At 41.6% G+C, this 26,174-nt stretch carries 21 protein-coding genes; 5 read left to right on the top strand and 16 right to left on the bottom strand.

Annotated elements, in window-relative coordinates; genetic code table 11:
- The first annotated feature begins 172 nt into the window (after nt 1-172).
- The 4 genes from rimP to B9T23_RS03770 are packed head-to-tail and all read left to right on the top strand — an operon-like array spanning nt 173 to nt 5,341.
- The gene (rimP, locus tag B9T23_RS03785; RefSeq protein WP_067722368.1) at nt 173-697 is read left to right on the top strand and encodes a ribosome maturation factor RimP; all 525 of its coding nucleotides are present in this window, start codon (nt 173-175) and stop codon (nt 695-697) included.
- Between the two features lie 39 nt (nt 698-736).
- A complete protein-coding gene (nusA, locus tag B9T23_RS03780; protein ID WP_086193056.1) occupies nt 737-2,221 on the top strand; it encodes a transcription termination factor NusA in 1,485 nt (494 codons plus the stop codon).
- A 10-nt stretch (nt 2,222-2,231) separates the two neighbouring features.
- Entirely contained in the window at nt 2,232-4,937 is a 2,706-nt protein-coding gene (infB, locus tag B9T23_RS03775) for a translation initiation factor IF-2 (protein WP_067722364.1), read from the top strand.
- Entirely contained in the window at nt 4,937-5,341 is a 405-nt protein-coding gene (locus B9T23_RS03770) for a ribosome-binding factor A (RefSeq protein ID WP_067722362.1), read from the top strand. Before infB ends, B9T23_RS03770 begins: the two co-directional genes overlap by 1 nt.
- 153 nt (nt 5,342-5,494) lie before the next feature.
- Here B9T23_RS03770 and B9T23_RS03765 read toward each other — a convergent pair whose 3' ends face one another.
- The 16 genes from B9T23_RS03765 to B9T23_RS03690 form a co-directional block, all read right to left on the bottom strand.
- On the bottom strand, nt 5,495-5,896 hold the full coding sequence (locus tag B9T23_RS03765) for a Na+/H+ antiporter subunit G (protein WP_067722358.1): 402 nt from the start codon (nt 5,894-5,896) through the stop codon (nt 5,495-5,497).
- 11 nt (nt 5,897-5,907) lie between these two features.
- Nucleotides 5,908-6,183 (bottom strand): monovalent cation/H+ antiporter subunit F, encoded by a 276-nt coding sequence (locus B9T23_RS03760; protein ID WP_067722356.1) that lies wholly within the window; start codon nt 6,181-6,183, stop codon nt 5,908-5,910.
- Nucleotides 6,180-6,701: a Na+/H+ antiporter subunit E gene (locus B9T23_RS03755; protein WP_086193055.1), complete on the bottom strand. Its 522-nt coding sequence runs from the start codon at nt 6,699-6,701 to the stop codon at nt 6,180-6,182. Before B9T23_RS03755 ends, B9T23_RS03760 begins: the two co-directional genes overlap by 4 nt.
- A 2-nt stretch (nt 6,702-6,703) precedes the next feature.
- Nucleotides 6,704-8,512, bottom strand: a complete 1,809-nt coding sequence (locus B9T23_RS03750) for a monovalent cation/H+ antiporter subunit D (RefSeq protein WP_086193054.1) — start codon at nt 8,510-8,512, stop codon at nt 6,704-6,706.
- Nucleotides 8,512-8,877 carry a Na+/H+ antiporter subunit C gene (locus tag B9T23_RS03745; protein WP_086193053.1) on the bottom strand — a complete coding sequence of 122 codons (366 nt, stop codon included), beginning with the start codon at nt 8,875-8,877 and terminating at the stop codon, nt 8,512-8,514. The genes B9T23_RS03750 and B9T23_RS03745 overlap by 1 nt, the downstream gene beginning before the upstream one ends.
- Before the next feature lies 1 nt (nt 8,878).
- Nucleotides 8,879-11,719, bottom strand: coding sequence for a monovalent cation/H+ antiporter subunit A (locus tag B9T23_RS03740; protein WP_086193052.1), 2,841 nt, complete (start codon nt 11,717-11,719; stop codon nt 8,879-8,881).
- 371 nt (nt 11,720-12,090) lie between these two features.
- The gene (locus B9T23_RS03735; protein WP_086193051.1) at nt 12,091-13,458 is read right to left on the bottom strand and encodes an ATP-binding protein; all 1,368 of its coding nucleotides are present in this window, start codon (nt 13,456-13,458) and stop codon (nt 12,091-12,093) included.
- 29 nt (nt 13,459-13,487) lie between these two features.
- Entirely contained in the window at nt 13,488-14,993 is a 1,506-nt protein-coding gene (locus B9T23_RS03730) for a UvrD-helicase domain-containing protein (RefSeq protein ID WP_067722522.1), read from the bottom strand.
- 10 nt (nt 14,994-15,003) lie between these two features.
- The gene (gene hisIE, locus B9T23_RS03725) at nt 15,004-15,795 is read right to left on the bottom strand and encodes a bifunctional phosphoribosyl-AMP cyclohydrolase/phosphoribosyl-ATP diphosphatase HisIE (protein ID WP_086193050.1); all 792 of its coding nucleotides are present in this window, start codon (nt 15,793-15,795) and stop codon (nt 15,004-15,006) included.
- Between the two features lie 245 nt (nt 15,796-16,040).
- Nucleotides 16,041-17,120, bottom strand: a complete 1,080-nt coding sequence (locus B9T23_RS03720) for a patatin-like phospholipase domain-containing protein (RefSeq protein ID WP_086193049.1) — start codon at nt 17,118-17,120, stop codon at nt 16,041-16,043.
- Between the two features lie 134 nt (nt 17,121-17,254).
- On the bottom strand, nt 17,255-18,358 hold the full coding sequence (locus B9T23_RS03715; RefSeq protein ID WP_086193048.1) for a hypothetical protein: 1,104 nt from the start codon (nt 18,356-18,358) through the stop codon (nt 17,255-17,257).
- A gap of 70 nt (nt 18,359-18,428) precedes the next feature.
- The gene (locus B9T23_RS03710) at nt 18,429-19,940 is read right to left on the bottom strand and encodes a hypothetical protein (RefSeq protein WP_067722340.1); all 1,512 of its coding nucleotides are present in this window, start codon (nt 19,938-19,940) and stop codon (nt 18,429-18,431) included.
- 465 nt (nt 19,941-20,405) lie between these two features.
- On the bottom strand, nt 20,406-22,025 hold the full coding sequence (locus B9T23_RS03705) for an ABC1 kinase family protein (protein ID WP_067722338.1): 1,620 nt from the start codon (nt 22,023-22,025) through the stop codon (nt 20,406-20,408).
- A 12-nt stretch (nt 22,026-22,037) separates the two neighbouring features.
- Entirely contained in the window at nt 22,038-22,700 is a 663-nt protein-coding gene (locus B9T23_RS03700) for a ubiquinone biosynthesis accessory factor UbiJ (RefSeq protein ID WP_086193047.1), read from the bottom strand.
- Nucleotides 22,701-22,711: 11 nt separating this feature from the next.
- The gene (gene ubiE / locus B9T23_RS03695) at nt 22,712-23,656 is read right to left on the bottom strand and encodes a bifunctional demethylmenaquinone methyltransferase/2-methoxy-6-polyprenyl-1,4-benzoquinol methylase UbiE (protein WP_086193046.1); all 945 of its coding nucleotides are present in this window, start codon (nt 23,654-23,656) and stop codon (nt 22,712-22,714) included.
- 167 nt (nt 23,657-23,823) lie between these two features.
- On the bottom strand, nt 23,824-24,528 hold the full coding sequence (locus B9T23_RS03690) for an FFLEELY motif protein (RefSeq protein WP_067722332.1): 705 nt from the start codon (nt 24,526-24,528) through the stop codon (nt 23,824-23,826).
- A 207-nt stretch (nt 24,529-24,735) separates the two neighbouring features.
- Here B9T23_RS03690 and pap point away from each other — a divergent pair, with 207 nt between their 5' ends.
- Nucleotides 24,736-26,154, top strand: a complete 1,419-nt coding sequence (gene pap / locus B9T23_RS03685; protein WP_086193045.1) for a polyphosphate:AMP phosphotransferase — start codon at nt 24,736-24,738, stop codon at nt 26,152-26,154.
- Nucleotides 26,155-26,174 lie beyond the last annotated feature (20 nt).

The raw sequence follows: 26,174 nt of genomic DNA, 5'->3' as shown, positions 1-26,174 counted from the left end.
ACAGTGGACTTTGGTTTTTCTGTGTACACAGGGGCGATTACGCCCTTTTTTATTGGCTATCGTGTAGTGTCGACATCCATTGGTCAAATTGTCATGTTTCACTACTAATATAGTTGAGTTAGTCTGAACTGGTCACAGCGACTATTGAATCGCACAACAATGACGAGAGTAAATGAAGCTATCAAATAAAACTCAAGCACTCCAAGACCTTATAGCTCCTGCAGTGCAAGCTTGTAATGTAGAACTTTGGGGAATCGAATTCCTTCCTCAGGGTAAACGTTCTTTATTACGTATCTATATTGATAAAACCAACCAAAACAACACGCAACCTGTCATGAATGAAGATGGCGAGCTTGAAGAAGGTCGTGGTATTGGCGTGCAAGATTGTGTCCGCGTAACCCAGCAAGTTGGCGCAATGCTTGACGTGCATGATCCAATTTCTGGCGAATACTCACTTGAAGTATCTTCTCCAGGATGGGATCGACCATTCTTTCAGCTTGACCAAATGCCAGCATATATTGGACATCAAATTGCTTTACGTCTGATTAGTGCGGTAGACAACCGTCGTAAATTTCAAGCAAAACTCATTGCTGTTGATCTTGAAAATGAAGTCATTCAAGTCGAAGTTGAAAATCAACAAGTACTTGAAATCGACAGTCATAATATCGACAAATCAAATTTGATCTTTCAAGATTAATTCATTCAATAAATAAGAATCTGAACGAATAGGTGACTTATGGCTCGTGAAATTCTTACCGTAGTAGAAACGGTTAGTAACGAAAAAGGTGTAAGTCGTGATGCAATTTTTGAAGCGCTTGAACAAGCTTTAGTTGCTGCGACTAAAAAGAAATTTTACGAAGGTACCCATGCAGAAGAAGCACGTTTACGTGTGGAAATCGATCGTAAAACCGGTGACTACCGTACTTTCCGTCAATGGGAAGTGGTAGCTGACGAAGATCACGAAATGCCTGCTTGTCAGGATGCGATCTCGGATCTTGACCCGGAACAATGGGCAATCGGTGATATTCGTGAGCTTGAAGTTGAGTCGATTGACTTCGGTCGAATTGCTGCACAAATTGCTAAACAAGTAATTGTGCAAAAAATTCGTGAAGCTGAGCGTGCTTTAATTGCTGATGCGTACGAATCTAAAGTTGGTGAACTCATTTACGGTGAAGTTAAAAAACAAACCAAAGATGGCTTTATTATTGACTTGGGTGACAATGCTGAAGCATATCTTGCTCGTGAAGAAATGATTCCTAAAGAAATTCTTCGCCCTAAGCAACGTATGAGCGCCATTTTATATAGCGTGAACCGTGAAGGTCGTGGTGCACAATTATTATTGTCACGTGCGCGTCCTGAAATGCTGATTGCTTTGATGAAGAAAGAAATTCCTGAAATTTCTGAAGAAATCATCGAAATTAAAGCAGCTGCACGCCAACCGGGTGTTCGTGCTAAAATTGCTGTGAAAACGAACGATCATCGTATTGATCCTGTGGGTGCTTGTATTGGTATGCGTGGTACACGTATCCAGGCAGTACAATCAGAATTGAACGGTGAGCGTATTGATGTTGTTGTATGGTCTGATGATCCAGCACAGTATATTGCAAGCGCTTTAGAGCCTGCAGATGTATCAAGTATTGTGATTGATGAAGATGCTCATAGCGCTGATATCATTTTCGCCGCAACGGATCAGTTGGCACGTGCCATTGGTTCACAAGGTCAAAATGTTCGTTTAGCATCTGAATTGACTGGCTACAAATTGGATATGATGCTCGAAGAAGAATTCTACGCGCGTCAACAAAATGAAGCTCAACAATACCTCGACATGTTTGTAACACGTCTTGATATTGAAGAAGATTTGGCAATGGCTTTGGTTGAAATGGGCTTTACTTCTCTTGAAGAGATTGCTTATGTTCCAGCTGAAACATTCGATGAGATTGAACTTGATGCTGAAACTGTTGAATTATTGCAAAGCCGTGCGAAAGAAATTACATTGGCAGATGCATTAAAACAACAAGAAAACATCCAAGAACCAAGTGCAGAACTTGTTGCAATGGCTGGGATGACACAGGAAATCGCGTATGCACTTGCAGCTCGCGGTGTGGTAACAGTAGATGATTTGGCTGACCAAGCAACTGACGATATTGAAGATATTGAAGGTTTAGGCGCTGAAAAAGCAGGTCAACTCATTATGAAAGCGCGCGAATCATGGTTTAACTAGGAGGAAATATATGACGGACAAGTCGATTAAAGAGTTAGCTCTCAGCGTAGAACGTCCAGTTGAGAAGCTCCTAGAGCAGGTTCGTGACGCAGGTTTACCACAACGTAAAGCTGAAGATATTATTTCCACTGAACAACAAAATACCCTCGTTAACCATTTGAAGAAACTTCATGGTCAAGACGATGGGAATGCAGGAAAAATCACGTTGAAACGTAAAACAACCAGTACTGCTAAAGTAGCCAGTACATCAGGTAAGGCGAAGACAATTAATGTAGAAGTTCGTAAGAAGCATACATTCGTTAAGCCAGATCCTGAACAAATTAAAGCTGAAGCTTTAGCGAAAGCACAGGCAGACAAGAATGCAACTGCATCTACTGCTAATGCTGAACAAAAAGCGGATGACGTACCTCAAACAGGCGTATCTAAAGCGAAACAAGCTTTAGAAGCAATGCGTGCTGCTGCGAAGCAAACAAGCGACAAACAAGAAGTATCGAAAGCTGCTGTTGTCGTGACGCGTAAGTCAAACAACAAACCGATTGTAAAACAAACGGTTAAACAGGTTGAAACAGCTGAACAGAAAAAATTACGTGAAGCTCAGTCAGCGCAATTAAAAGCAGTTGAAGAAGCAGCACGTCGTAAATCGGCTGAAGAAGCGCAACAACGTACGCTTGAACAAATGCGTCAAATGGCATCGAAATACACCACTGAAGATACCACTGCAACGATTCGTGTTGTCGATGATTCTCCGTTGGCGGCTGGTCTTGTTGGTCAGGCTTATGAAGATTCATTTGCGAAAGAAGACCGCGAAATCAAACGTGGTACCAATACGCCAACTGCACGTGCACCGAAAAAAGGTGGACGTCGTGGTCAAGAAGAGCAAAGCTTCAGTAAACAGCCTAAACGTGGTTTGAAAACCAGCCAAGGCAACAAGCATGGCTTTGAAAAACCTGTTAAAAAACAAGTTTATGATGTTGAAATTGGTGAAACCATTGTTGTTGCTGACTTAGCTGCGAAAATGGCAATCAAGGTTCGTGAAGTTATCAAATCACTCATGAAAATGGGTGAGCTTGTGACTCAAAACCAAGCCATTGAGCAAGAAGTTGCAGCACTTGTGGTTGAAGAAATGGGCCATAATCCAGTTCTGGTTTCTGATACTCAAGCTGAAGATAACTTACTTGAAGCAGCTGAAGAAGCGCGTGGCGTTCAAACGACTCGTGCTCCTGTTGTTACCATCATGGGTCACGTTGACCATGGTAAAACATCGCTTCTTGACCGTATTCGTCGTACCAAAGTGGCTGCGGGCGAAGCGGGCGGTATTACACAGCATATCGGTGCATATCACGTTAAAACGGATAAAGGCATTATCACTTTCTTAGACACACCGGGACACGCAGCGTTTACTTCAATGCGTTCACGTGGTGCGAAAGCGACTGATATCGTGGTTCTTGTTGTTGCTGCTGATGATGGTGTAATGCCACAAACTGCTGAAGCAATTGACCATGCACGTGCTGCAGGTACGCCAATCATTGTTGCAATCAACAAGATGGATAAAGAATCTGCTGATCCAGATCGCGTATTGAACGAATTGACCACCAAAGAAATCGTGCCTGAACAATGGGGCGGTGACGTACCTGTGGCAATGGTTTCTGCACATTCGGGTCAAGGTATCGATGAACTGCTTGACCTTATTTTAATTCAGTCAGAAATGCTTGAATTGAAAGCATCGGAAGAAGGTGCTGCGCAAGGTGTTGTAATTGAAGCGCGTGTAGACAAAGACCGCGGTGCGGTTGCTTCTATTCTTGTACAAAACGGTACATTGAATGTAGGTGATTTAGTTCTTGCCGGTGCATCTTACGGTCGTGTTCGTGCGATGGTGGATGAAAACGGTAAACGTATTAAATCTGCAGGTCCTTCGATTCCAGTAGAAATCTTGGGTCTTCCTGAAGCGCCAATGGCGGGTGACGAAGTTCTTGTTGTGAACGACGAGAAGAAAGCACGCGAAGTCGCTGATGCACGTATGGCACGTGAGCGTGAAAAACGTCTTGAACGTCAAAGTGCGATGCGTCTTGAAAACATCATGGCGTCTATGGGCAAAAAAGATGTTCCTTATGTGAACGTTGTGCTTAAAACTGATGTACGCGGTACCTTGGAAGCATTGACTGTAGCCTTGCAAGCATTGGCAACAGATGAAGTTCGCGTTCGTGTAATCGGTTCTGGCGTAGGTGCAATCACTGAGTCTGACGTTACCCTTGCTGAATCTTCAGAAGCGGTACTTCTAGGCTTTAACGTACGTGCTGATAATACTGCACGTCAAAAAGCTGATGCAGACGGCATCGACATTCGTTATTACAGCATCATCTATGAATTGATTGATGATGTGAAAGCGGCAATGAGCGGTAAACTTGCTCCTGAGCATCGTGAAACGATTCTTGGTGTTGCGCAAGTACGTGAAGTGTTCCACTCAAGCAAATTTGGTGCTGCAGCGGGCTGTATGGTTCTTGAAGGCATGCTACACCGTAATAAACCAATCCGTGTCCTTCGTGATGACGTGGTTGTGTTCCAAGGTGAGCTTGAATCTCTTCGTCGCTATAAAGAAGTGGTTGAAGAAGTTCGTGCCGGTATGGAATGTGGTCTTGCGGTGAAAGGCTATAAAGACATCAAAGCACTCGATAAGATCGAAGTGTACGATGTTCAATTGATTAAACGGAGTCTTTAATGGCGGGTAGTCAGCGTCTTAAGCGTATGGCTGATACAGTTCAGAGAGAACTCTCTGAACTGATTCGTCAAGAGCTTAAAGATCCACGCTTAGGTGGTCTGGTGACCATCTCTGCGGTGAAAGTTAGCGCAGACTTAGGATATGCCGAAGTTTATGTGACTGTAATGGGTCGTGAACTTGGTGATGACCAAAGCGAAGCCGCGAATAAAGAAACTTTAGATGTTTTAAACAAAGCATCTGGTTTCTTGCGTCACGAATTGAGTCGTCGTATCAAGACACGTATTACGCCACGTTTGCGTTTCCATTATGACAAAACCAATGCTTACGGCAATTATATGTTTGGTCTGATTGCAGAAGCAGTGAAGGATTTACCGCCTGCTGAAGCAAAGCAAGATGATGAATAATTGATGTAATAAAAAAGCCACCTTCGGGTGGCTTTTTTGTGCACTGAAATTTTGTTGGTGTGGGACAAGGTTGATATGTCAGAGCATGCAGTAGACTGAATTTAAATTAGGAATAGCCAAAGGACTAAAAATAATAAAGAATCTAGTCTCCATTTAGCTTAGACCATCATGTGAGTTGTTTTTGTCTTGAGTCGGAGGGCGACGGCGGCTTCGTTGCCAAGGTAAAGGGCGCTCAAGTGCTTCAGGCACTTCACCACTGGTTGAACGTAACCGTAAGTGTAGAGCGGCTTGTGCCATTAAATTTGCAGATACTGGCGCGGTAATGAACGCCAATAAAGTTAATAAAATTTCGGCGAAACCAAAACGTCCCTGAAAGGCTGAAAAAATCATCGCAGCGATTAAAAAGCTACCTAAACCTAAGGTACTTGATTTTGTCGGAGCATGCAGACGCATAAATAAATCGGGCAGGCGCACCATGCCAATACCACCGACTAACATAAAGAATGAGCCAATCAATAAAAAAATTGAGACCAGGATTTCCATTACAAGTTGCATTACTGTTTCTCCTAATCTACGACATGGCCAGTGGTAAAGTAGCGAGCAAGCGCTGCGGTGGAAACGAATCCAAGCATGGCAACCAATAAAGCCCCTTCAAATAAGGCGGTACTTGCCCAGTAGATGCCAAGAATCACCACGAGGCAGGTGGCATTCAGAAACAGCGTATCCAGAGCTAAAAGACGATCGACAATGGATGGACCCATGACTAAACGGACCAGGCAAAGAAACATCGAGATGGTGATGGCCACCATACATATGCCGAGTGCATAAGGCAAAATGGTCATGAATCTTCTCCTAATTCCACAGCAAAAATAGCCATCAGCGCTTTTTCATAACGATTTTTAATTTCTAGAATGTCTATTTCAGCATCATCTGTACTTAATGCATGTACCAAAATATCACCACGATCATGGTCAATCCCTGCAGTGACTGTACCCGGTGTGGTGGTAATAATCAGTGCCAGCAACACATTGACTTGTTCATGTTGAGTTTCTAAAGGCACGCGAAACCATTTGGGATGTAGGTTGCGTGTTGGTCCAAGAACCAGTTTAGCCACTTTAATATTACAAATGATAATATCCCACAACACTACAAAGAAGAGTTTTAAAGCCAACACCCAGTTGATATCAGGGGTACGGGTAATAAAGGGTTTGACCAAACGCGGAATCAGAATCCCGAGGAACAACGCCATAAGCACTGTTGCTGAATCGAGGCTATGTGCCAACATGATCCAGCTTAAAGCCACAATCACAGATACAAAGGGATGAGGGAGCCAATTTTCCCAGAACGAAGTTTTTTGCATGGTTAAGGCTCCATAGGTTTAAGCTTGGCATCATCCGGATGAGCAGGTTCCTGCACTTGCTGCTCTTCAATTTGACGCTGCTTATACTCTGAAATATGCTCACCTTTTAAAGTATCTTCAGAAATCACGTAAGGGATGAGATGCGCATTTGGATCCACGGTTTCACCACCATATTTGGTTTCAGGCAGGTTTTCAGCATCATAGGGTTGAACGCTAATCACCTGATTAAGATTATCTTTATGCAGAATAATCTCTTCATATAAGGCGTTATTTTGTATTTGTTCAGCCGTTTTAAACATATATTGCTGAATAGGACCCGCACAGACCATATATACGATTAAACCTGAAAGCAGTAAATAGATGGTTTTGTCATTTCGTGCAGGCGATTGCTCCGGCAAAGCTTGATAGGCTTTAAACTCGTCCGTATCTGGATTGTTTTCGGGGGTTGTGGCACGCCAAAACAGCACAAAGCCAATTCGGGTAAAGGCAATAATACTGAGTAAACTGACTATCAGCACGACAGTAATAATCACCAGTTGATAAGGTGAGTGTGAAGTGGCTTGCAAGATAAAGACCTTGCCCAAAAAGCCACTAAATGGAGGTAAACCTGCCATCATCAAAGCAATTAAAAAGAAGACTAATGACACCACCTTGTGTTGTTTCATTTGCGGTGCAATATTGAAATGGTCCTTGAATGCTCCACGTTGTGAAGTAATCCAGCCCGAAAGCAAATAAAATGCAGCTGCAATCAGGGTGCTATGGACTAAATAGTAAAGTGCCGCAGCCCATGCCAAGGTATTAAACAGTGAAATCGCGATTAAGATGGTTCCAATAGAAGATAGAATCATAAAACCGACAAAGCGACGTAAGCGTTCGGCTCCAATTGCCCCAATTACACCGTAGATAGAGGTAATTAAACCAATCGGAAGTAACCAGTTTGCCAAAATGCTGTGGCTCAAGTCATCTTCAAAAATGGTGCCATTAATCCTTAAAATCGCATAGATGCCCACTTTGGTCATAATGGTAAAAATTGCTGCGACAGGTGTTGTTGCCACGGCATAGGTTTTCGGTAACCAAAAACCCACCGGTAACATGGCTGCTTTAATTCCAAACACCACAAATAACAGTAAGCCACCCGCTACGGCAAGTTTGTGCTGATCGGATTCTAACAGGGGGATTAGACGTGCGACATCTGCCATGTTTAAACTACCGACACTGCCATAAATGATGCCGAGTCCAATTAAAAACAGGGCAGAGGCCAGTAAGTTAATGGTGACGTAATGAATGCCGAGTTGAAAACGTGCTTTGCCTTGTCCGTGTACCAGCAGGACATAAGATGCCATCAACAAAATTTCGAAGAACACAAATAAGTTAAATAAGTCGCCTGTCAGGAATGCACCACATAAGCCCATGAGCAAGAAATGGAACATGGCATGGAAATAACGACCACGGATATCCCATTCATGGCTGGCAAACCATAAAATTGGGGTTGCCAAGGCATAAGTCAGCACGATCATTAATGCAGACAGTTGATCCAGAACCAGGACAATGCCGAAGGGTGCAGACCATTCACCTAAATTATAGGTGCTGATTTGACCGCTGCTGGCTGAAATCAAATAAACAATCGCGGTGGCTAAACCTAGAATTGAAGAAACGTAACTAATTCCACGACGCCAAGGTTGACGCCAATCGCCAGACAATGCTCCTGCGCCTGGATTCCCCAGAATAACCAATAAAAAAGCAGTAAAAGCTGGAATTAAAATACTAAAAATAGGGGTGTGTTCAGTCCAAAACTGGATAACAGCATTCATTAAGGCTGATCCTCACGCGGGTCAATCGGCACAATATCTTCTTTAGAGTCAACGTGATCTGTGCCTGTTTCATAGCGACTGCGTAAAGCCAGTTGCACAATAAAAGCCGTGGTTGCAAAGCCAATCACAATGGCGGTTAAAACCAAGGCTTGGGGCAGGGGATCGGTGGCTTTGGTGGTTTCAGTTAGAACCGCCGGGGCATTGATCTGAATCCGTCCCATCGCGAACAGGAATAAATTGACCGCATAACCAATCATGGCGAGACCTAAAACCACCGGGAAAGTACGGGCACGTAAAATAAGATAAATTCCCGTTGCAGTCAGTAATCCAATAGCCGAGGCGAGTAAAAATTCTATACTGATCATTTTATTCTCCCTTGAGTACTGGGCCAGCCATGCTGGAGTGACGTGAGTCGCCTAAGACCGAAATCATCAGCATGGTTGCACCGACGACAGTCACATAGACCCCGACATCAAATAAGGCAGCAGAAGCCAGATGGATTTCACCTAAAATCGGTGGTGAGATATAAATGTGTGCGCTGGTGAGGAATGGACGGCCCCAGAACCAGGCACCTAATCCGGTCAGTCCGGCAATGACCAAACCTGAACCAATCCAGATCTCATATAAACGTCCAGATTGGGCTTTCAGCATTTGCTCTGCCTGATCTTGACCCAGGGCAATATATTGGATGATTAAAGCTAAAGCGGTAATCAAGCCAGCAATAAATCCACCACCCGGTAAGTTATGACCGCGCAGGAAGATATATAGGCTCACTACGAGTGCCAAAGGTAAAACCCATGATGCGGTAATCCGGAACATCAATGGAGATGGGTTAAAACGGTAGGTCAAGCCTTGGGTGATAATTGTACCGTGGGTACGCATGCCATCCATTAAACATAGGGCACCAATGGCAGCAATACCGAGTACGGTAATTTCACCAAAGGTATCGAAACCACGGAAGTCGACCAGAATCACATTGACCACATTGGTGCCACCACCCAGTGGAATTGATTGCTGCATAAAGAACCATGAAATCGAGTTGTGATCACGGGTCAAAATTAACCAGCTAATCCAGCCGATACCGATACCGCCACCAATCGCAATCAGCGCATCACGCCAGCGACGTGAAACACTGGATTCATAAGGCGTAAGCTGTGGCAATAGCGATAAGCTCATCAACAAGAGTACGGTGGTAACCACATCAACGGTAATCTGGGTTAAAGCCAGATCCGGTGCAGACAAGGTCACAAAAACCATGGTCACGACTAAACCGACCGCACCGCTAATCAGCACCGCTTTAATCCGTTCATGGTGAAACCACAACATCATCCAGCAGGCAGAGAACAATAATAGCCAAAGTACAATGGCAAGCGCAGGCGCGTGGGTTAATTCACGCGTACCTGTGGTGAGTCCCTGATTAATGAGTGGCATGGCAAGCAAAGCGGCACTAAATAACACAATCCAGATTAAATAGGTTTGCAGTGAACCATTTTCAGTTTTACGTTTGAACTTGCGTGAATTTAGTAATAGATACTTTAAGAATAAATCAAACAAGATTCTGCCCTGGAATTTTCCAAGCACCAGATCAAGGTCAATTTCACGGATTTTACCGTTTTTGGCAAAAGCGAAATAGAAAATTATCCCACCAAACAGTGCAATGATACTCATCACTAAAGGCAGGTTGAAGCCATGCCAGATGGCTAAATGTGTGCCGGAAAAGTCAGGGAGTTGGGTGCTGGCGCGCGCAGTCGAATTGACAATTTTTTCAACCAAAAGGGCAGGTGCCAGACCGACCAGAATACATAAAACTGCAAGCAGAAGCGCAGGTGCGCGCATGCCAAAAGGGGGTTCATGTGCATTTTGATTGGGGACTTGTCGTCCCAGCGGGCCATCGAAAAATACCCCGTGAACCAAACGCACCGAATAGGCGACCGCAAAGATTCCCGCCAACGTAGCTACAATCGCCGAGAAAATCATCACTGGACCAGAAAGATTGGCCAGTAGTTCAGTAAAGAACATTTCTTTAGATAAGAATCCATTGGTCAGTGGAACACCCGCCATCGAGGCAGCAGTGATCATGGTCAGGGTTGCAGTAAATGGCAGGAGTTGCCAAATCCCATTTAACTTGCGTAAATCACGGGTTCCAGTTTCATGGTCAATGATCCCGGCAATCATGAACAATGCCGCTTTAAAGGTCGCGTGGTTAATAATATGGAAAATGGCGGCAGCAATCGCAAGCGGTGATCCAAGCCCCAATAGGCAGACAATTAAGCCTAAATGACTAATGGTCGAATAGGCGAGTAAGCCTTTTAAATCTTCTTTAAAAATGGCAAAAAAGGCTGCCATACATAGGGTAAATAATCCCACAAAAGTCACAATATTATGATAAAGCGCTGCACCGACAAAAATAGGGGTAAAACGTGCCAGCAGGAAAATCCCCGCTTTGACCATGGTCGCAGAATGCAAATATGCCGATACTGGGGTCGGTGCTGCCATGGCATTCGGCAACCAAAAATGGAAAGGAAATTGCGCACTTTTGGTAAAAGCACCCATTAAAATAAACAGTAAGGTAGGTACAAACAGCGAATGGTTTTGAATCTGATCCTTCATTGTTAAAATTTGGTCTATCTGATAAGTCCCGGTAATTTGACCGAGCAGAATAAAGCCACCGAGCATCGACAGACCGCCCATCCCGGTGATGGTCAGTGCCATACGTGAACCACGTTGCGCAGCTTCGTAATTATTCCAGTAACCAACCAGAAGGAACGAGGAAATACTGGTGAGTTCCCAAAAAATAAGCAATAAAATTAAATTGTTAGAAAGTGATATTCCCAGCATTGCCGCCATGAACAGCATCAGCAATACATACAATTTACTCAGGGAGCTTTTAGGGCTTAAATAATAATAGGCATAAATGTAAATGAGGGTGCCGATACCGCTAATCAGCAAAGAAAATAATAGGCCTAAGGCATCCATACGGAAGCTTAAATCGATACCTAACTGGGGTAACCACGTCCAGGTTTGGGTGATTGTTCCACCATTAAAGACATGTTTTGTTTGAGTCAGTAACAAGATCAGGCTGCTTAAACTGACTGCAATAGCCGCTAAAGCCGTTACCCCGCGTGAAAATTTCTTCAGCCACGAGACAAGGGTAGTGCCCAGTACTAACGGTAACAATATAATAATCGGTAGCACACTCATATCCATTGTCGTGAATCAGGTTTGTAAAAACCTAAGGGTGAATCTTATCTTTCAAGGACTACAGGACAGCAAAGAACCATCCAAACTTCTCAATCTTGAAAGCCAAATTAAATTAAAAATATGGAAAAACAAGCTGTGTTGCGCAACTTGTAAAAAGCGATAGTAAAATCGGATTTTACTATAAAACTTTAAATATACTTGATCTTATTACATGAGGAAAACAACATCAATTATTTTTGCGCACACCTAACATATTATACGCCCATCAATTCTTTCTAGGCGTCGAGTGTTTAGACAGATGAAAACTTAAAAATGATTCTTGAAAATGGCGCTTTGAAATATTGAATCTGTTTTGTAATTAAATTCAATATTTTGGATTATGACAGGGGATGGGATGAAGACGTATCATCTGACTGATCCATTAAATGACGTAATTCAGTTTGTTGTTCTGCGCTTAAATGCTGTTGAATCTGTTGCATGATGGTTTGTGGCGTGATGCTTTCTAATTCGGGTTCAAGCAATGTGTCTGCTTCAATCACTTCTTCATTAAAAACCAGGTGCTCATAAATGGTATCAAACTTGTCTTGCAAAGGTTGTAGCTGCATATCAAAGATCTGTTTATTTTCCAGTTTTAAACATTGATAGTCTGCTGAATGTTCCAGTAATTCAGTCCGGTTTCCGGTCGCAATAATTTGTAGGCGGGGAAAAGCCTGATGTAAGCGTTGTAATATCACTTGGCAGGTATTTTGATCGAGCTGATGATCAATCGCATCAATCAATAAAATTCCATCCCCTTCAAGGCACGGATACAGACTGTTCGGATTGAGCAAGCATAAGCGGCGCACGATATCACCCACCAACGCAATCCAGTTTTTCACGCTATTGGAGAGTTGTTGATAGAGCATGGTTTTATTTTGGTAGCTCACCATCAATTGTAATTTAGGTTGGTACTGGATATAAATGTCTTCTAAAGCAGGAATGACCGTGTTTAAGGCTTGTTTTAATGCATCCAGGCTTGGTGCGTTCATTTGTTTTTGGGCATTGACCAATTGCTGCAGGAAGTCATTATCTTTGTTTTTCTGGATGGATGGGTTGGACAGTAATTGTTGAAACAGTTGTGCAATCTGGGCATTTTCAATATCACTGATTTCACGAAACCACTCAAAAAAACGGGTAAAGGTGGTGTAAGGAATAGTTGAAATTTCATATGCGTGTGAGGCCTGGAAAATGACAGGATTATTCTTGCTCAGAATATTCATTTCATTGACGAAGCGTTCTGCAGGATAATAGGCAATTAAGGGTAAGCCTTGCAGTTGATCATGTTTGATCGCATTTTGATAAAGTTCGATCAAATTTTCTAATTGTTGGGTTTCGGCTTTGCTGGTGCCAATGCCATGACTATTTAAGGTTTTATACAGCTGCCAATCGCAGTAAGAAAGCGCTTTGTCTTGCGGCTCACTGGCTTCAGTTAAAGTACCAATATCATTGGGAATTCGAACCCGAATATCAATTTTGGATTGAAGCCGCGTGAACATAATGTCTTGATCAAGCATCACCACACCGGCAGCACGAAAGTCTTTATAGCGCGCTGCAAACCAGGTCAGTGCCTGATAAGTGAATTTTAAAATCGCGGTTTTTCCCGAGCTTTGATCGCCCAGAATCAGGGTGATGGGTTTGTCGTTAAATTTCAGCTTGAGATCGGCAAAATGAAGTGCGTGTTTGAGTTGAACAGATTCGATTTTCATAAAACACCTGCATTGCGAAATGAGCTGAATTATTCTCCCACAGCTTTACGCAAGGATAATGGCATTTGTTTTTTCAGTTGTTGTACCAAATCGTAAATGTGGTGAATATTTAAACTTACTTTAGCACGTGTGCAGGCAACGTAAAGTAATCTTAACTCTTCGTCACTAATTTTATGGTCTTTTTCATTGACCTTAAATTGATAGTCATCTTCGATATGTACACGATCCCACTCCAAACCTTTGGCTTTGTGCGCAGTCGAGATAATGTAGTCGGCATGTTCGATCGGGGTGATTTTTGCCAAGGCTCTTTTGAGTGGATCAGTACCGTGATCATCGACCAGTTTCACCAAAGGTTTAATGTCACTGCCATCGTTAGTTTCACAATATTCATGCACATCATGCCACGAATTAAACCAAGCGAGTTCAGGCACATCAGTCACTCGTTTGCCTTGTTTCAGCATACTTGCGGCATCGACAAAACGATTCAGTTTGACGTGGTCGGCTTGCAAACTGACTTTTTCGCCATGCAGCAAACCGGCAAGCAATAACTCCATCGCACGGGCATTGGTACGACATAAAATCGCATCTCGTTGTTTGGTATGCGGTTTATTGACTACTTTAGAATGGAGATGCGGATTACCGAGCAAAGGCACGGTTTCATTTAAAGCACCCAAAATCGCATTGGCATTCAAGGCAATTTCTTCACCGAAACGAAATGAGGTGGTTAAACGGGATTCAGGCAAGGGTAGCTGTTTCATGGCATTGACTGCACCGCGCCATGCATAAATTTGTTGATGGGCATCACCGACATAAATCACTTGGGTATTTCTTTGGCGCAGTAAAATTCCCAGCATCAGGGGATCAGCATCTTGTGCTTCATCAAACAACACATAATCTGTGGGGATATTCGGTTCAGATAAAGCCCAAAGTTTCAGGTAAATATCGTGACCAATTCCAGCTTGATGATTCTGATCAATCGACTCTAACCAGCGCCGTTCAATGGCTGGATAAAGATGCTTTTGCAATTCAACGATATCATCTGGATGTAACCAGCTCGGTGCTTGTAAGTGGCGTGGCGCAGGATATTGCGAACTGGTCGAACAGAAATAACTGACTGCATTGGCAACTAAACTGGCCAAACGACTCGGCATCATCACATATTTTTCATAACGCCCACCCATCATCCGGCGTAGGGTAATTGGTTGCAGGCGATATTCTTTGGCGATAAAGCTTGGACTTAAACGCGGTAAACGCAGTTTGTCGGTCACGCCCCGCGGAACACTACGAAAAGCCAACGAGTGAAAGGTACGACAGTCGACACCACGATGAAATTTACTTTGTGCTTCTGATGCAATGGCTTTGTTAAAAGCCAGATACATGCCACGTCGCTCGGGCATGGCATCACTGATCATTTGTAAAGTGGTGGTTTTACCTGTGCCTGCATAAGCAATCACTTTAAAGGATTTGCCCAAGCGTGCATTATCTATGGCAATGGCTTGCTCATAGGTTGCACTCGGTTTTTGCGAATTAGACACAGTCATCGGCTTAGTGTTGACGATTGGCTTTTTCAACCAATCCAGATAAGCCTTGGCGACGTGCAAGCTCGTTTAAAACTACTTGTGGTTCAAGATCGAAATAGCCCAACATCACAATGGTATGGAACCATAAGTCCGCCACTTCATAAATTAGGTCATTTTTATTATCTTCATGCGCTTCCGCTTTAAAGTCTTTGGCTGCGATGATGGTTTCAATGCTTTCTTCACCGACTTTTTCTAAAATCTTGTTTAAGCCTTTGTGATACAGCTTCGCCACATAAGAGGAGTCTGGATCTGCCGCTTTGCGCTCGGTCATCATCTGACCTAAATAATCCAGCACTTCCACTTGTTCAGATTGGGCAGTTGAGGCATTCATGGCCAGAGTATGTGGATTATGTGAATGGGCAGATTTTTCAGCATAAATTTGGCTTGGATCTTTTAATTGCGCATCGACAATTTCCCAGCCGTTTGAGGTCAATTTACGGTAGAAACACGATTCACGACCGGTATGGCAGGCAATGCCGCCATGTTGTTCAATTTGCAACACAATCACGTCTGCATCGCAGTCTAAACGGATTTCATGCACGGTTTGGAAATGACCTGATTCTTCACCTTTATGCCATAATTTTTGACGTGAACGTGAGAAGTAAACTGCTTGGTTTTTTTCTGCAGTTAAGGCTAAAGCTTCACGATTCATCCATGCGACCATGAGCACACGACCGGTTTGATGATGCTGTGCAATGGCAGGGATTAGACCTTGTTCGTTAAATTTTACTTCATCGAGCCATTGCAAGTTGTTCATGAGAATTTCACCAAAAATATGTTCAAAATGGAAAAGAGCGAATTAAAATCGCAACTACATAGTGTACGTGATTAGCGACTGTTTGAGAAAAAAATATACGCATGATCATTTGGTTTACTTATCACGCAGTGGTATGTTTTTTTCGTGCAAATGTATTTTTTAATTTTTATATGCAAAAACCAACTGATTGAAACATGTATCTTAAGATTAAGCCCATCGATGGATAGGCTCGACTCAACACAACTCTATAAATCCTGCATAAACTGCGGGAAATTTTGTTTTTCCACCATCTCTAAAAACTCATCCCCCAAACGCTGACTTTCGGCTACACACTGGTTCCACATTTGAATGCGCTGTTTCTGATCTAAATCCTTTAAAGTGAAGTCTTTACGATCGGGCAGGCGTCCGAGCGGCAATGATTGCAAATATTCTGCAGACGGGGATAGCAATAAAGTTCGTGCCTGATTTTCAGGATTGGCTTTACGATTTTTAAACATTTTATCGAACCAGCCTGGTGTAATGCGGTCGCTAAAGTGTGGATACAGCACAATGCCTTGGCTCTCAAAAGGCAGGTCGATGTGATAATCAATTAAACCGCCATCGCGGTAACTGCCTTTAGGCGCATCAGGAATATCCCTAATCGCAGCCATAACACCTGGAATAGACGCAGAAGCCATGAGCCAAGGCGTGACATTGTCGCTATTTAAAGTTTGATAATGCGTGACAAAGTCATCCTCCACTTTAAATTGCTGACCGGATGAGGGTTGGCTGATTACGCGCTGCATAAACAGACGATTGTGTTTACGACCGAGTGCATTACTACCCACAATGCCCGCGATAGAGGCAAGGAGGGGAAAGCTCTTATCACTTTGGAAAATATGCTGTGCTTTAATTGAAATCACAGTGAGATGATAGTCAGGATGATTAACCAGTTGTTGTTCTTTGCCTTGAATCAGATCAATCAACATGCCTCGGCAAATATTACCGACATCTTGACGCGACATTTTTTTATGAAAATATAAGTTGGTATAAAGCTCTGCAAGACGTTCAGTCCCTTCTTTAGCACCCCATGCCAAAATACTGGCAAAACGCCAACTGCCAATCGAGGAACCAATCAGGGTTCTACGCTTCGGTGCTTGCGCAAAGAAATCGCCAAAAATGGCTTGGTCTAAACCTTGAATGCCAATACCTTTCGGACCACCTGCAGCGCCGGGAATAGTATCGACAAAGCTTGCCTGTAAACCTTCTTTTTTAATCAGTTGACGTGCAAGGTATCCGGCACGAACGCTCAGGGCAGGGGCACGTTTTTGCAAAATCTGGGTCATGGCAGAATCAATACAAGACAAGTGTTTGTTTATTCTAGGGCAAACATTTTTTGACCCAATGGCGAGAAGTACCCAAAAATGACTTTAAAGTCATTACATATTTAAAACCGTAAAAAATGAAGTTATTCAATAACTCAGAAACCTTTAAATTGCACACCTAAAGAGGCAAGGCCATAGCGCTTATCAAGTCGCGAGGCTGTAACTGCATTGTATAAAAAGGGTATGTGCCCGACAAAGTTATGGTGATACAGTTCGCCTTTAATAAAAGCCGTAATTTTGGGTGTGAAATCGTAACTAAACTTCCCACCTAAACTATGGTTATCTCTAATAGCTTGATTGCCAAATTTGCTTACACGATCATCAATGTCATTACGCCATAAATATTGATACTGGTATGCAAGTTGGCTTTCAAAGTTTTGAAAGCGCAAGTTCCAAGAACCCCCAAAGCTTGCATAGTAACTCTCATAATTTAAATCTTTTTGTATATCAATACCGTATTCATTCGCATCGCCAGAAACGTTTAATTGAGTGATTGGTATATTACCGATAGAGCATGGTTGAACTAAATTCCCAGTAAATTGATTGTTTGAGTGAATATTTATATTCATTAAGCACCCATTAGATTGGGCCTGGATATTTAAATTTTTTACCTCGACTTTACTAAATCCAAATGAAGTAAATATATTGATTTGATTCATGTGGTCAATTTTGCGTGAAAAAACAGTATCTAGCTGAAAGTTAAGGTCTTGTGGCTGATTAACCGTCACTTGTTCAAAAGTTTTTTGGTTCACTGCTGTGGGTGTTGATTTGTTTAATTCATCAGCTGCATTTTTCCAAACACTGGCCCTAAACAATAATGTATTATTTTTATCAAGTTGAAAGTCAGGAAAATAGCGTATACCTAATAGCGTGCTATGAATGGTATTGGTATCTTGAGAATAATCAATCTCTCTATACCAGTAAGATCCTTCTAATAACCATTGAGGATGGAACTTATATTCAGCGGCAAGGTGGGCACCAAGATAATCACCGGTACTATTATCTGTTACACCTTCATTTTGTCGAATATCAAAAAAATCAATCGTTTCATCAACTGCATCCAAACCCAGTGTTAATTTAAACGGAGATGAGGTCTTTTCCGTAAAATTATCTGCTTGAAGAAAGAGATCTTCAGGTGCTGCATATATTGAAGATCCATATATTAGGCCGAGACATAAAGGCAAAAAATTAAATTTCATATAGCCACATCACTAAAATAATTTTTATTACACAAGAAAAAATCCAGCTTTAAGGTTGGATTTTCATTAATTAATTTAACTTAAAATAGCCAGTCAATGCAGAACTTTTGAATGTTGAAGTACCGATGGTGACAGTTTCTTGGGGTAGATTTAGTTGGGGATTAATTGTATAAGTGCTAGGTAATATATAAGCAGTTACTTGGATTAAACTTCCAGTTGGCAATTTGTTGATATAATTATTGTAATAATCTTTTAATGCGCCATGACTTTGGATTAAATAATTTACAGAAATATTACCATTAGAATTGATAACTAGATCTTGTGGAACACTAAATTGAAACTGCTGGATATTTTTAAAAGAAGAGGAAATATTAATAATGGTATTTTTAGGTATTTTTGCCGATATGATTGAACCCTGATTATTAAATTTAACTTGAATGTTGTTAATACTTACATTTAAATTTTCGCGATATGAGCCCTTACTTCCCTCTAATTTGAAGGCCAATGCTACAGTATCATTTAATTCTGATTTTGTATTTGCCAACTTAAATTGTACAGCCAGAGTATTATTCAAATTTGCAAAATTGATATTTAGTGGGTTGGTCGCACTAGAAGCTTTAATGGCAGCAATATCGTAATTTGCTAAAAATAAATCATTATATATAGGGGATTTTAAATTCTCTGTAATGGTTTCAAGTACGTCAGGATTTTTTTGCAATTCTGATAATAAATTAGCACTTGTTCCACCATTCTGAGCAATGTTAGCAATTGCAGTTGAAACAGCAATGATATTGCTGCTAATTTGATCTGTAAATGTTGTATCTATAATGATATTTGAATCATTCATTTTAGCTTTTGCATTATCGATAGCCTTATTAATAATATTTTTTAATACAGCAGAATCAATTTTAGCCGAGTTTGTAGCAAATAATGGTTGAGTTGATAATTGACTAATCAATGTGTCGAAAGTAATTTGAGCCGCTTGTTCCTGAGTAAATGCAGTTGAGCCATCACTTTTATTGATTGTTTGTAGACGATCCTCAATTTGAGTGGCAAGTTGCTGGAAAATAAATACCACAGCCATCGTATGAGCATCACCATCTTTTGCCGGATCAAATTGCGAAATATTGTTAATATTACTCAAGCCTAAATTCGTTAAAATTTTATCTAATTTGCCAGATTGTCCTGCTTTTTCTAAATAATATTCTAATGACGTTAAAGGACTAACAACGAGGGTTCCATTTTTTAGATTTTTTAAATCCATTTTTTTAAATTTTAATGTACCCGTAAACGGCAGGTTAGTACCAATATCTATACCACCTGTAATGGTAAGAGCAGACTCATTGCAAGCAGCGGTTGTTGTAAATGAAAAATTACCCTTTGCATCTGTTTTTATGGACTTGTTTTCACAGTCATCAAATTTTATATCCGCATTTTTTAAATAAAAATCTACGGCCGTACCGTTAATGGGGGTAGGAGTGAAATTGCTACTTTCTGTATTATCGCTTCCATCACCACAAGCAGTTAAAAAACTTGAAATGGCAATTGTAAATACATGAATTTTTGAAATTTTAGTTAACATTTTTCTTATCCGAGTATTATTGTTATTCTTTCTCTTATATCAAAAAAAAGGATCAAAATAAGTATTGATATATATATCTATTAATTATTACATTTACATGTATTCTTGTTTTAAAAATTTAAATATCGATAATATTATGGTTTATATTTTATATCTAATTGTTGTTATTGGTTATTTGGTGGTGGTATTTTTATTTTAAATAAAAATAGTGTTTTAATTTCTTGGTTAAATAATTTTTATTTATATTAATGCGTAGGTGTTTTTAAGTTGGTATGAAGAATAAATTTTTTATTGATCATAAAAATAAAGAAATAGATTGGTTGATTTTTTGTCTATTTTAATCTTGTAAATAGTCTTAATAATACGAGAATATTAAAATAAAAATCTATTCCGATCTTTGTGTCGAAATAGACTTGAATAGGAAGGTATTTAATTGTTTTGAATAGAGTTAATTAAAGAATAACTCTATTTAAATACACGCCAAACAGCAAGTAAGCTGGAAAATGCAATCAAAAGAATCGAAACATACCAAGGTGCAATAATCGCAATCGATAAGAAAATTGCCATCATGCTGCCGAAAATCCAGCTGCGTTTTTGCTGATGTTCCATCTGCAAACGCATGCTTTGCAGTTCATGCAACTGCTTGGAATGCCAAGCCGATTGATTTTTTAGACCGTTTAAACTGTCGATCATTAAGCTTGGCAAGTCTTGTGCACCCAGAAGAAGATCAGGAATTTTTTGTCCCAATTCCTTCAGATTCTTCTGAGGATTCATTTGCGCTTTAATCCAATCCGTGAGAATTGGTTTTGCCAGTTTCCAAATGTCCAGTTCCGGATAAAGGTCTGTTCCCAAACCTTCGACATGAACCAGTGTTTTCAGCAATAGCATCAACTGTGGTGGAATTTCCAGATGGAAACGACGCGCAATATCCATCACTTGAATCAAAATGCCGGCAAAGTCCAATTCATGCATCGGCTTCGATACCATTGGCCCCACGGTACGACGCATTTCACGTGCTAAAGCATCCTGATCTGTACCAGGCGGAATCCAGCCGGCTTGATGCACCACCAGAATAAGCTGCATAAAGTCACTGTTCATCACCGCCAGTAACATGCGCGCCACGGTCATTTGATCGTGTTTAGACAGCTCACCCATAATTGCGCAATCCAGTGCAATAAAGCGTGGATTGCTTGGATTAATGGTTTCGACAAATACGTTACCGGGGTGCATGTCGGCATGGAAAAAGTTGTCACGGAACACTTGGGTAAAGAAAATGGTTAAACCTTTCTCTGCCAATTCCGCACGATTCATCCCCATGCGATCAAAAGTGGCAATGTCTGAAATTGGTACACCAGTGATGCGTTCAGCGACCATCACATCTTTGCTATCCATATACACTTCAGGCACATACATCATGCTTGAGCCAGTGAAGTAATGGCGCATACGACGAGTGTTGTCGGCTTCTAAAGTCAGATCAAGTTCATTTAAAATGATTTGACGATAGTTCTGAATAATTTCAGATAAATGCAGTGCACGTGCCGCTTCCAGGCGTTTTTCTAAGGCAGCACCTAACCAGTCGAGAATTTCAAAATCTTGTAAAATTTGCTGACGAATATTGGGGCGGGTGACTTTCACCACCACTTCACGACCATCATGTAAAGCCGCAGTATGCACCTGAGCAATGGAAGCCGCAGCAAGCGGTTGTGTGTCAAAACGGGCAAACAAGGTATTCACATCGGCTTTCAATGATTCCTGAATACGCATTTTGGCAACATCGTTATCAAAAGGTTTTACCCGGTCTTGCAGCAGTACCAGTTGTTGTAAAACTTCAGGTGGAATCAAATCACGACGGGTGGATAATAATTGCCCCAGTTTGATCGCAAGTGGTCCCATTTCCTCTAAAGCTTGTTTCAGCTTCAGTGGATTTTTACGTTCACGACTGGACCATGCCGCAGGGTGCATGCGAATTAAGCTTAAAACATGACGGGCTTTTTCAGGTAATTCTTCCGCAGGAAACAACGTGTCGAGTCTATAGTGCGCGGCGATGCGCCAAAGTTCGAGTAAACGTGAAACGTGCGGAATCATAAATGCTTATACCTAGTTTTGAGTTGAATCAATCTGTGCCTGAAGTTGTTGAATTTTAGCTTCAGCACGATCTAAATTTTGATTGAAAATTCGAGTGTCTTGGTTTAAATCATCCATCTGCCAACGTGAGGCAAACAGACTGGTATCTTCTTTTAATGCATCTTCAGCAAAGAACGCATAGCTTTCAAGCGTGCGTTTTAAATGTTTCGGTGCAAGTTGAATCTTACCCAGTTCATGTGCCAGACCAGGACCAATCCAAGGACTTAAATGCGAAGCTAAATCGGGTTCAGCCTGTTGCATGATGCGCTGAATATCCTGCAACAAATGATAGTCACCTTGCAGCGGAATATTACCGACATCATCAGCCAGTAACAGCTTCAAAAGCTCGACCACATTTTTAACCTGCAAAGTTGCAGTCGCTTCAGAAACCTGTTCATTTTTATCGAATGGACGTTGTTCGAAGATAGATGGCGTATCATTTTGACCGGTGACAGTGGGTTCTAGGCGAACTTTGTTTTGGTCAAAGAATACATCGACAGACAGTTGCGGTGAGTCAATGACCACCCGCAACATTTTGCCTTGCAGTTCATTTAATTGGATACGAGTAATCGCATCCAGATCAATCACATGATGAATTAATCGTTCAACTGCACCAAGTGCCAGAATCGACCACATAGCATAAAACCTTAAAGTTTAAAGCCGCGGTGAACCGCCACAATACCACCGGTTAAGTTGTGGTAATCACAGTTCTGGAAGCCGGCATTTTCCATCATACCTTTTAGGGTACGTTGGTCAGGGTGCATACGAATTGATTCGGCCAAGTATTTATAGCTTTCCGAGTCATTGGCAATGATTTTGCCCATGATCGGTAAAGCGGTAAATGAATACAGGTCATATAGTTTAGAGAATGGCTCAAACACAGGTTTCGAGAATTCAAGCACCAACAAGCGACCGCCTGGCTTAAGTACGCGGTACATCGCAGCGAGTGCAGCATCTTTGTCAGTCACGTTACGTAAACCGAAGCTGATGGTCAGTAAGTCAAAACTATTGTCCACAAATGGCTCTAAGGTTTCAGCATTGGCTAAAACGAAATCGACATTGGTACAACCGGCATCGATTAAACGGTCACGACCGACATTCAGCATCGATTCATTAATGTCCGAAAGAACTACATGACCGGTAGGACCGACTTCACGACTGAAGACTTTAGCCAAGTCACCTGTACCGCCTGCAATATCCAGTACATGCTGACCACGACGTACGCCAGACATGTTAATGGCAAAGCGCTTCCATAAACGGTGAATACCAAATGACATCAAGTCATTCATGATGTCGTATTTACTCGCTACAGAGTGGAACACTTCCGCCACTTTTTGTGCTTTGTCTTGACTACTTACAGTTTGAAAACCAAAGTGTGTTGTTTCGCCAACATTGCCGGTGTTTGCGCCACGTGGCAAATTGTATTTAGGAACTGAACCGGTGACAGGGGTGTCGGCCAACTGTTGTTGTAATGTTTGTTGCTGACCTTGTGCTGTCCCTTGCGGTAATGGTTCAGTTAAGAATGGACTCACTTTGTCTGTATTTTGTGCCGACTCAGGTATCGAGATAGGCGTTTGATTTTCGTTAGACATAGAGTCACTCCTAACATAAAAATAGGGTTAATATTGCAGTGCTTGCATGATGACAGATTCTAAGACGTTGTACAGCAATCCGCATGCAATTGTTATGAATAATATACAGAAATCTGTCCTGTATTTTTATTCGCGGCTCATTGTGTTATTTCCATCACAGCATGACGTTATTGAAATGGATGGGGATCACCGGCATGAACTTTATGAATGATTTGACGTTCAACCGCAGTAAAATCTTTGACAAACTTCTCTGCCGACTTTAACGGTTTCATGGCTAAAAAGCCATCCTGCATAAATTCATACATCACCTGAAAGTTGTATTTATGAGCGGTGCCTTTACACATTTTAAACGCAGTGTAGACCACAAATGAGCGCATATATTTATCTAGACTCAAGCCCAGTTGATCCAGTAAGTCCAGCTGTTTTAAACGCTGTTGTCCTTGATCCAATTTAAGATAAGTCAGACGCATCATCTCATCGGTTAAGCTTTCATAGGGATGATAATCTTCGAGCAGTTGCATCGCCACTTGTTCATCCAGTTGCACCGCTAAAATTGCGAGTTCAACACCAGAGGTACCGGTCTTAATGGCATTTTCAGGAATGATTTTTTCTGCTTTATGTGCATATTTTGCTAAACGTGCAATTTGCTCTGCCAAAGCATCGAAATCTGGACCACCATACAGACGATTCAGAAAATATTCGGACATTAAAATATTGTGTTTTTCTGCAAACTGTTTGACATGCGTGTTTTGCATGCGCTGTTTTTGCCAGGCTTGCACATCTTGAAGACGTTGGAAAATGTCAGGATTTTGATGATAATTCAATTGATAGTACAACTCTAACAAATCATCCAATGCAGCCAGTTTCGACATCATGCGTCTCTATTATTTTTCAGATGGGTAAATCTTAGAGGTAGATTGGCAAAGTCGCTATGACAAAATGATAAAAAAATGACTTTAAATAGGTCAGTTCGATCTGGAAATAAGCAATTTTAAGCAACATAAATTGCACATCTTGCTATGTTGTGTGGTTTTTAGCTTCGCTATACTGCAATGAAGAACGATAGATTTGAGAATAATATGCCTTCAGAAAAAATAGAAAGTCAGCTGCTGGATGAAAGTGAGCTCTCCTTGAATCTGATTGAAGCGCAATATTTTTTAAAAAATACCCGCGATCAAAAGAATGCCAAAAGCGTGCTGATTTTAGTCAATGGAATTGAATTGGCGGGCAAGGGGGAGTCAGTCAAGCAACTGCGTGAATGGGTCGATCCCCGTTATTTACGAGTCAAAGCAGATCCGCCAATCATGTTGAATCAGAAGCAAACTTTTTGGCAGCCTTATGCACCTTCTATTCCTGCTGAAGGTGAAATTATGGTGATGTTTGGTAATTGGTACAGTGATTTGCTGGTCACCGCCTTGCATGTGTCCAAGCCCTTAGATGAAACGCTGTTTGATGCGTACATTGAAGATATGCGTGCTTTTGAGCAGGACTTAAAAAACAATCATGTTGACGTGATTAAAGTCTGGTTTGACTTGTCATGGAAATCTTTGCAGAAACGACTCGACAATATGGATCCGAGCGAAGTGCATTGGCATAAATTGCATGGTCTAGATTGGCGCAATAAAAAACAATATGACAACGTGCAAAAACTGCGTCAGCGCTTTACCCAAGACTGGACGATTATCGATTGTGAAGATGAAAAAGCGCGAGATCAGCAATTTGCACAGACCATTTTGGCGGCCATGAAGCATTGTCCTAAACATTTAAGTCAAAGCACAGCCAAATGGAAACAAGCTGCTATTCCAGAACTATTATTGCATCCTGAAAATCAGCCGATTACCAAAGAAGATTATAAAAAAGAGCTGAAAAACCTGTCTCTTAAAGTAGCAGAAGCCCTACGTTTTGATGATCTTAAGGCCATTGTTGTTCTGGAAGGAATGGATGCGGCAGGTAAAGGCGGAGCGATTAAACGCATTGTTAAAAATCTTGATCCACGTGAATATGATATTCACCCCATTTCAGCACCTGAGACGTATGAAATGCGTCATCCCTATTTATGGCGTTTTTGGACCAAGTTACAAACTGAGGAAGACATTACCATTTTTGACCGTTCCTGGTATGGCCGGGTATTGGTTGAGCGCGTTGAGGGTTTTGTCAACGAGGCAGAATGGCAACGTGCCTATGATGAAATTAACCGTTTTGAAAAAGATTTAGTCAATAGTCAAACGGTGGTGATTAAATTGTGGCTGGCGATTAGTAAGGATGAACAAGAGGCGCGCTTTAAAGTACGTGAAGCAACCCCGCATAAACGCTTCAAAATTACCGCGGATGATTGGCGTAATCGTGAAAAATGGGATGAATATTTAAGTGCCGCAGCAGATATGTTTGAAAGAACAAGTACAGTCCATGCCCCCTGGTATATTATTGCCACCAATGATAAAAATACTGCACGTTTAGAAGTATTACGGGCCATTTTAAAACAGCTGAGAGCGAATTAAGCTCTCAGCTGTGAGCTTGT

This window comes from Acinetobacter terrae, assembly GCF_002135195.1.
GTDB lineage: Bacteria > Pseudomonadota > Gammaproteobacteria > Pseudomonadales > Moraxellaceae > Acinetobacter > Acinetobacter terrae.
Note: the sequence above shows the minus strand (reverse complement) of the source record. Positions and strands in the feature narration are given on the sequence as shown.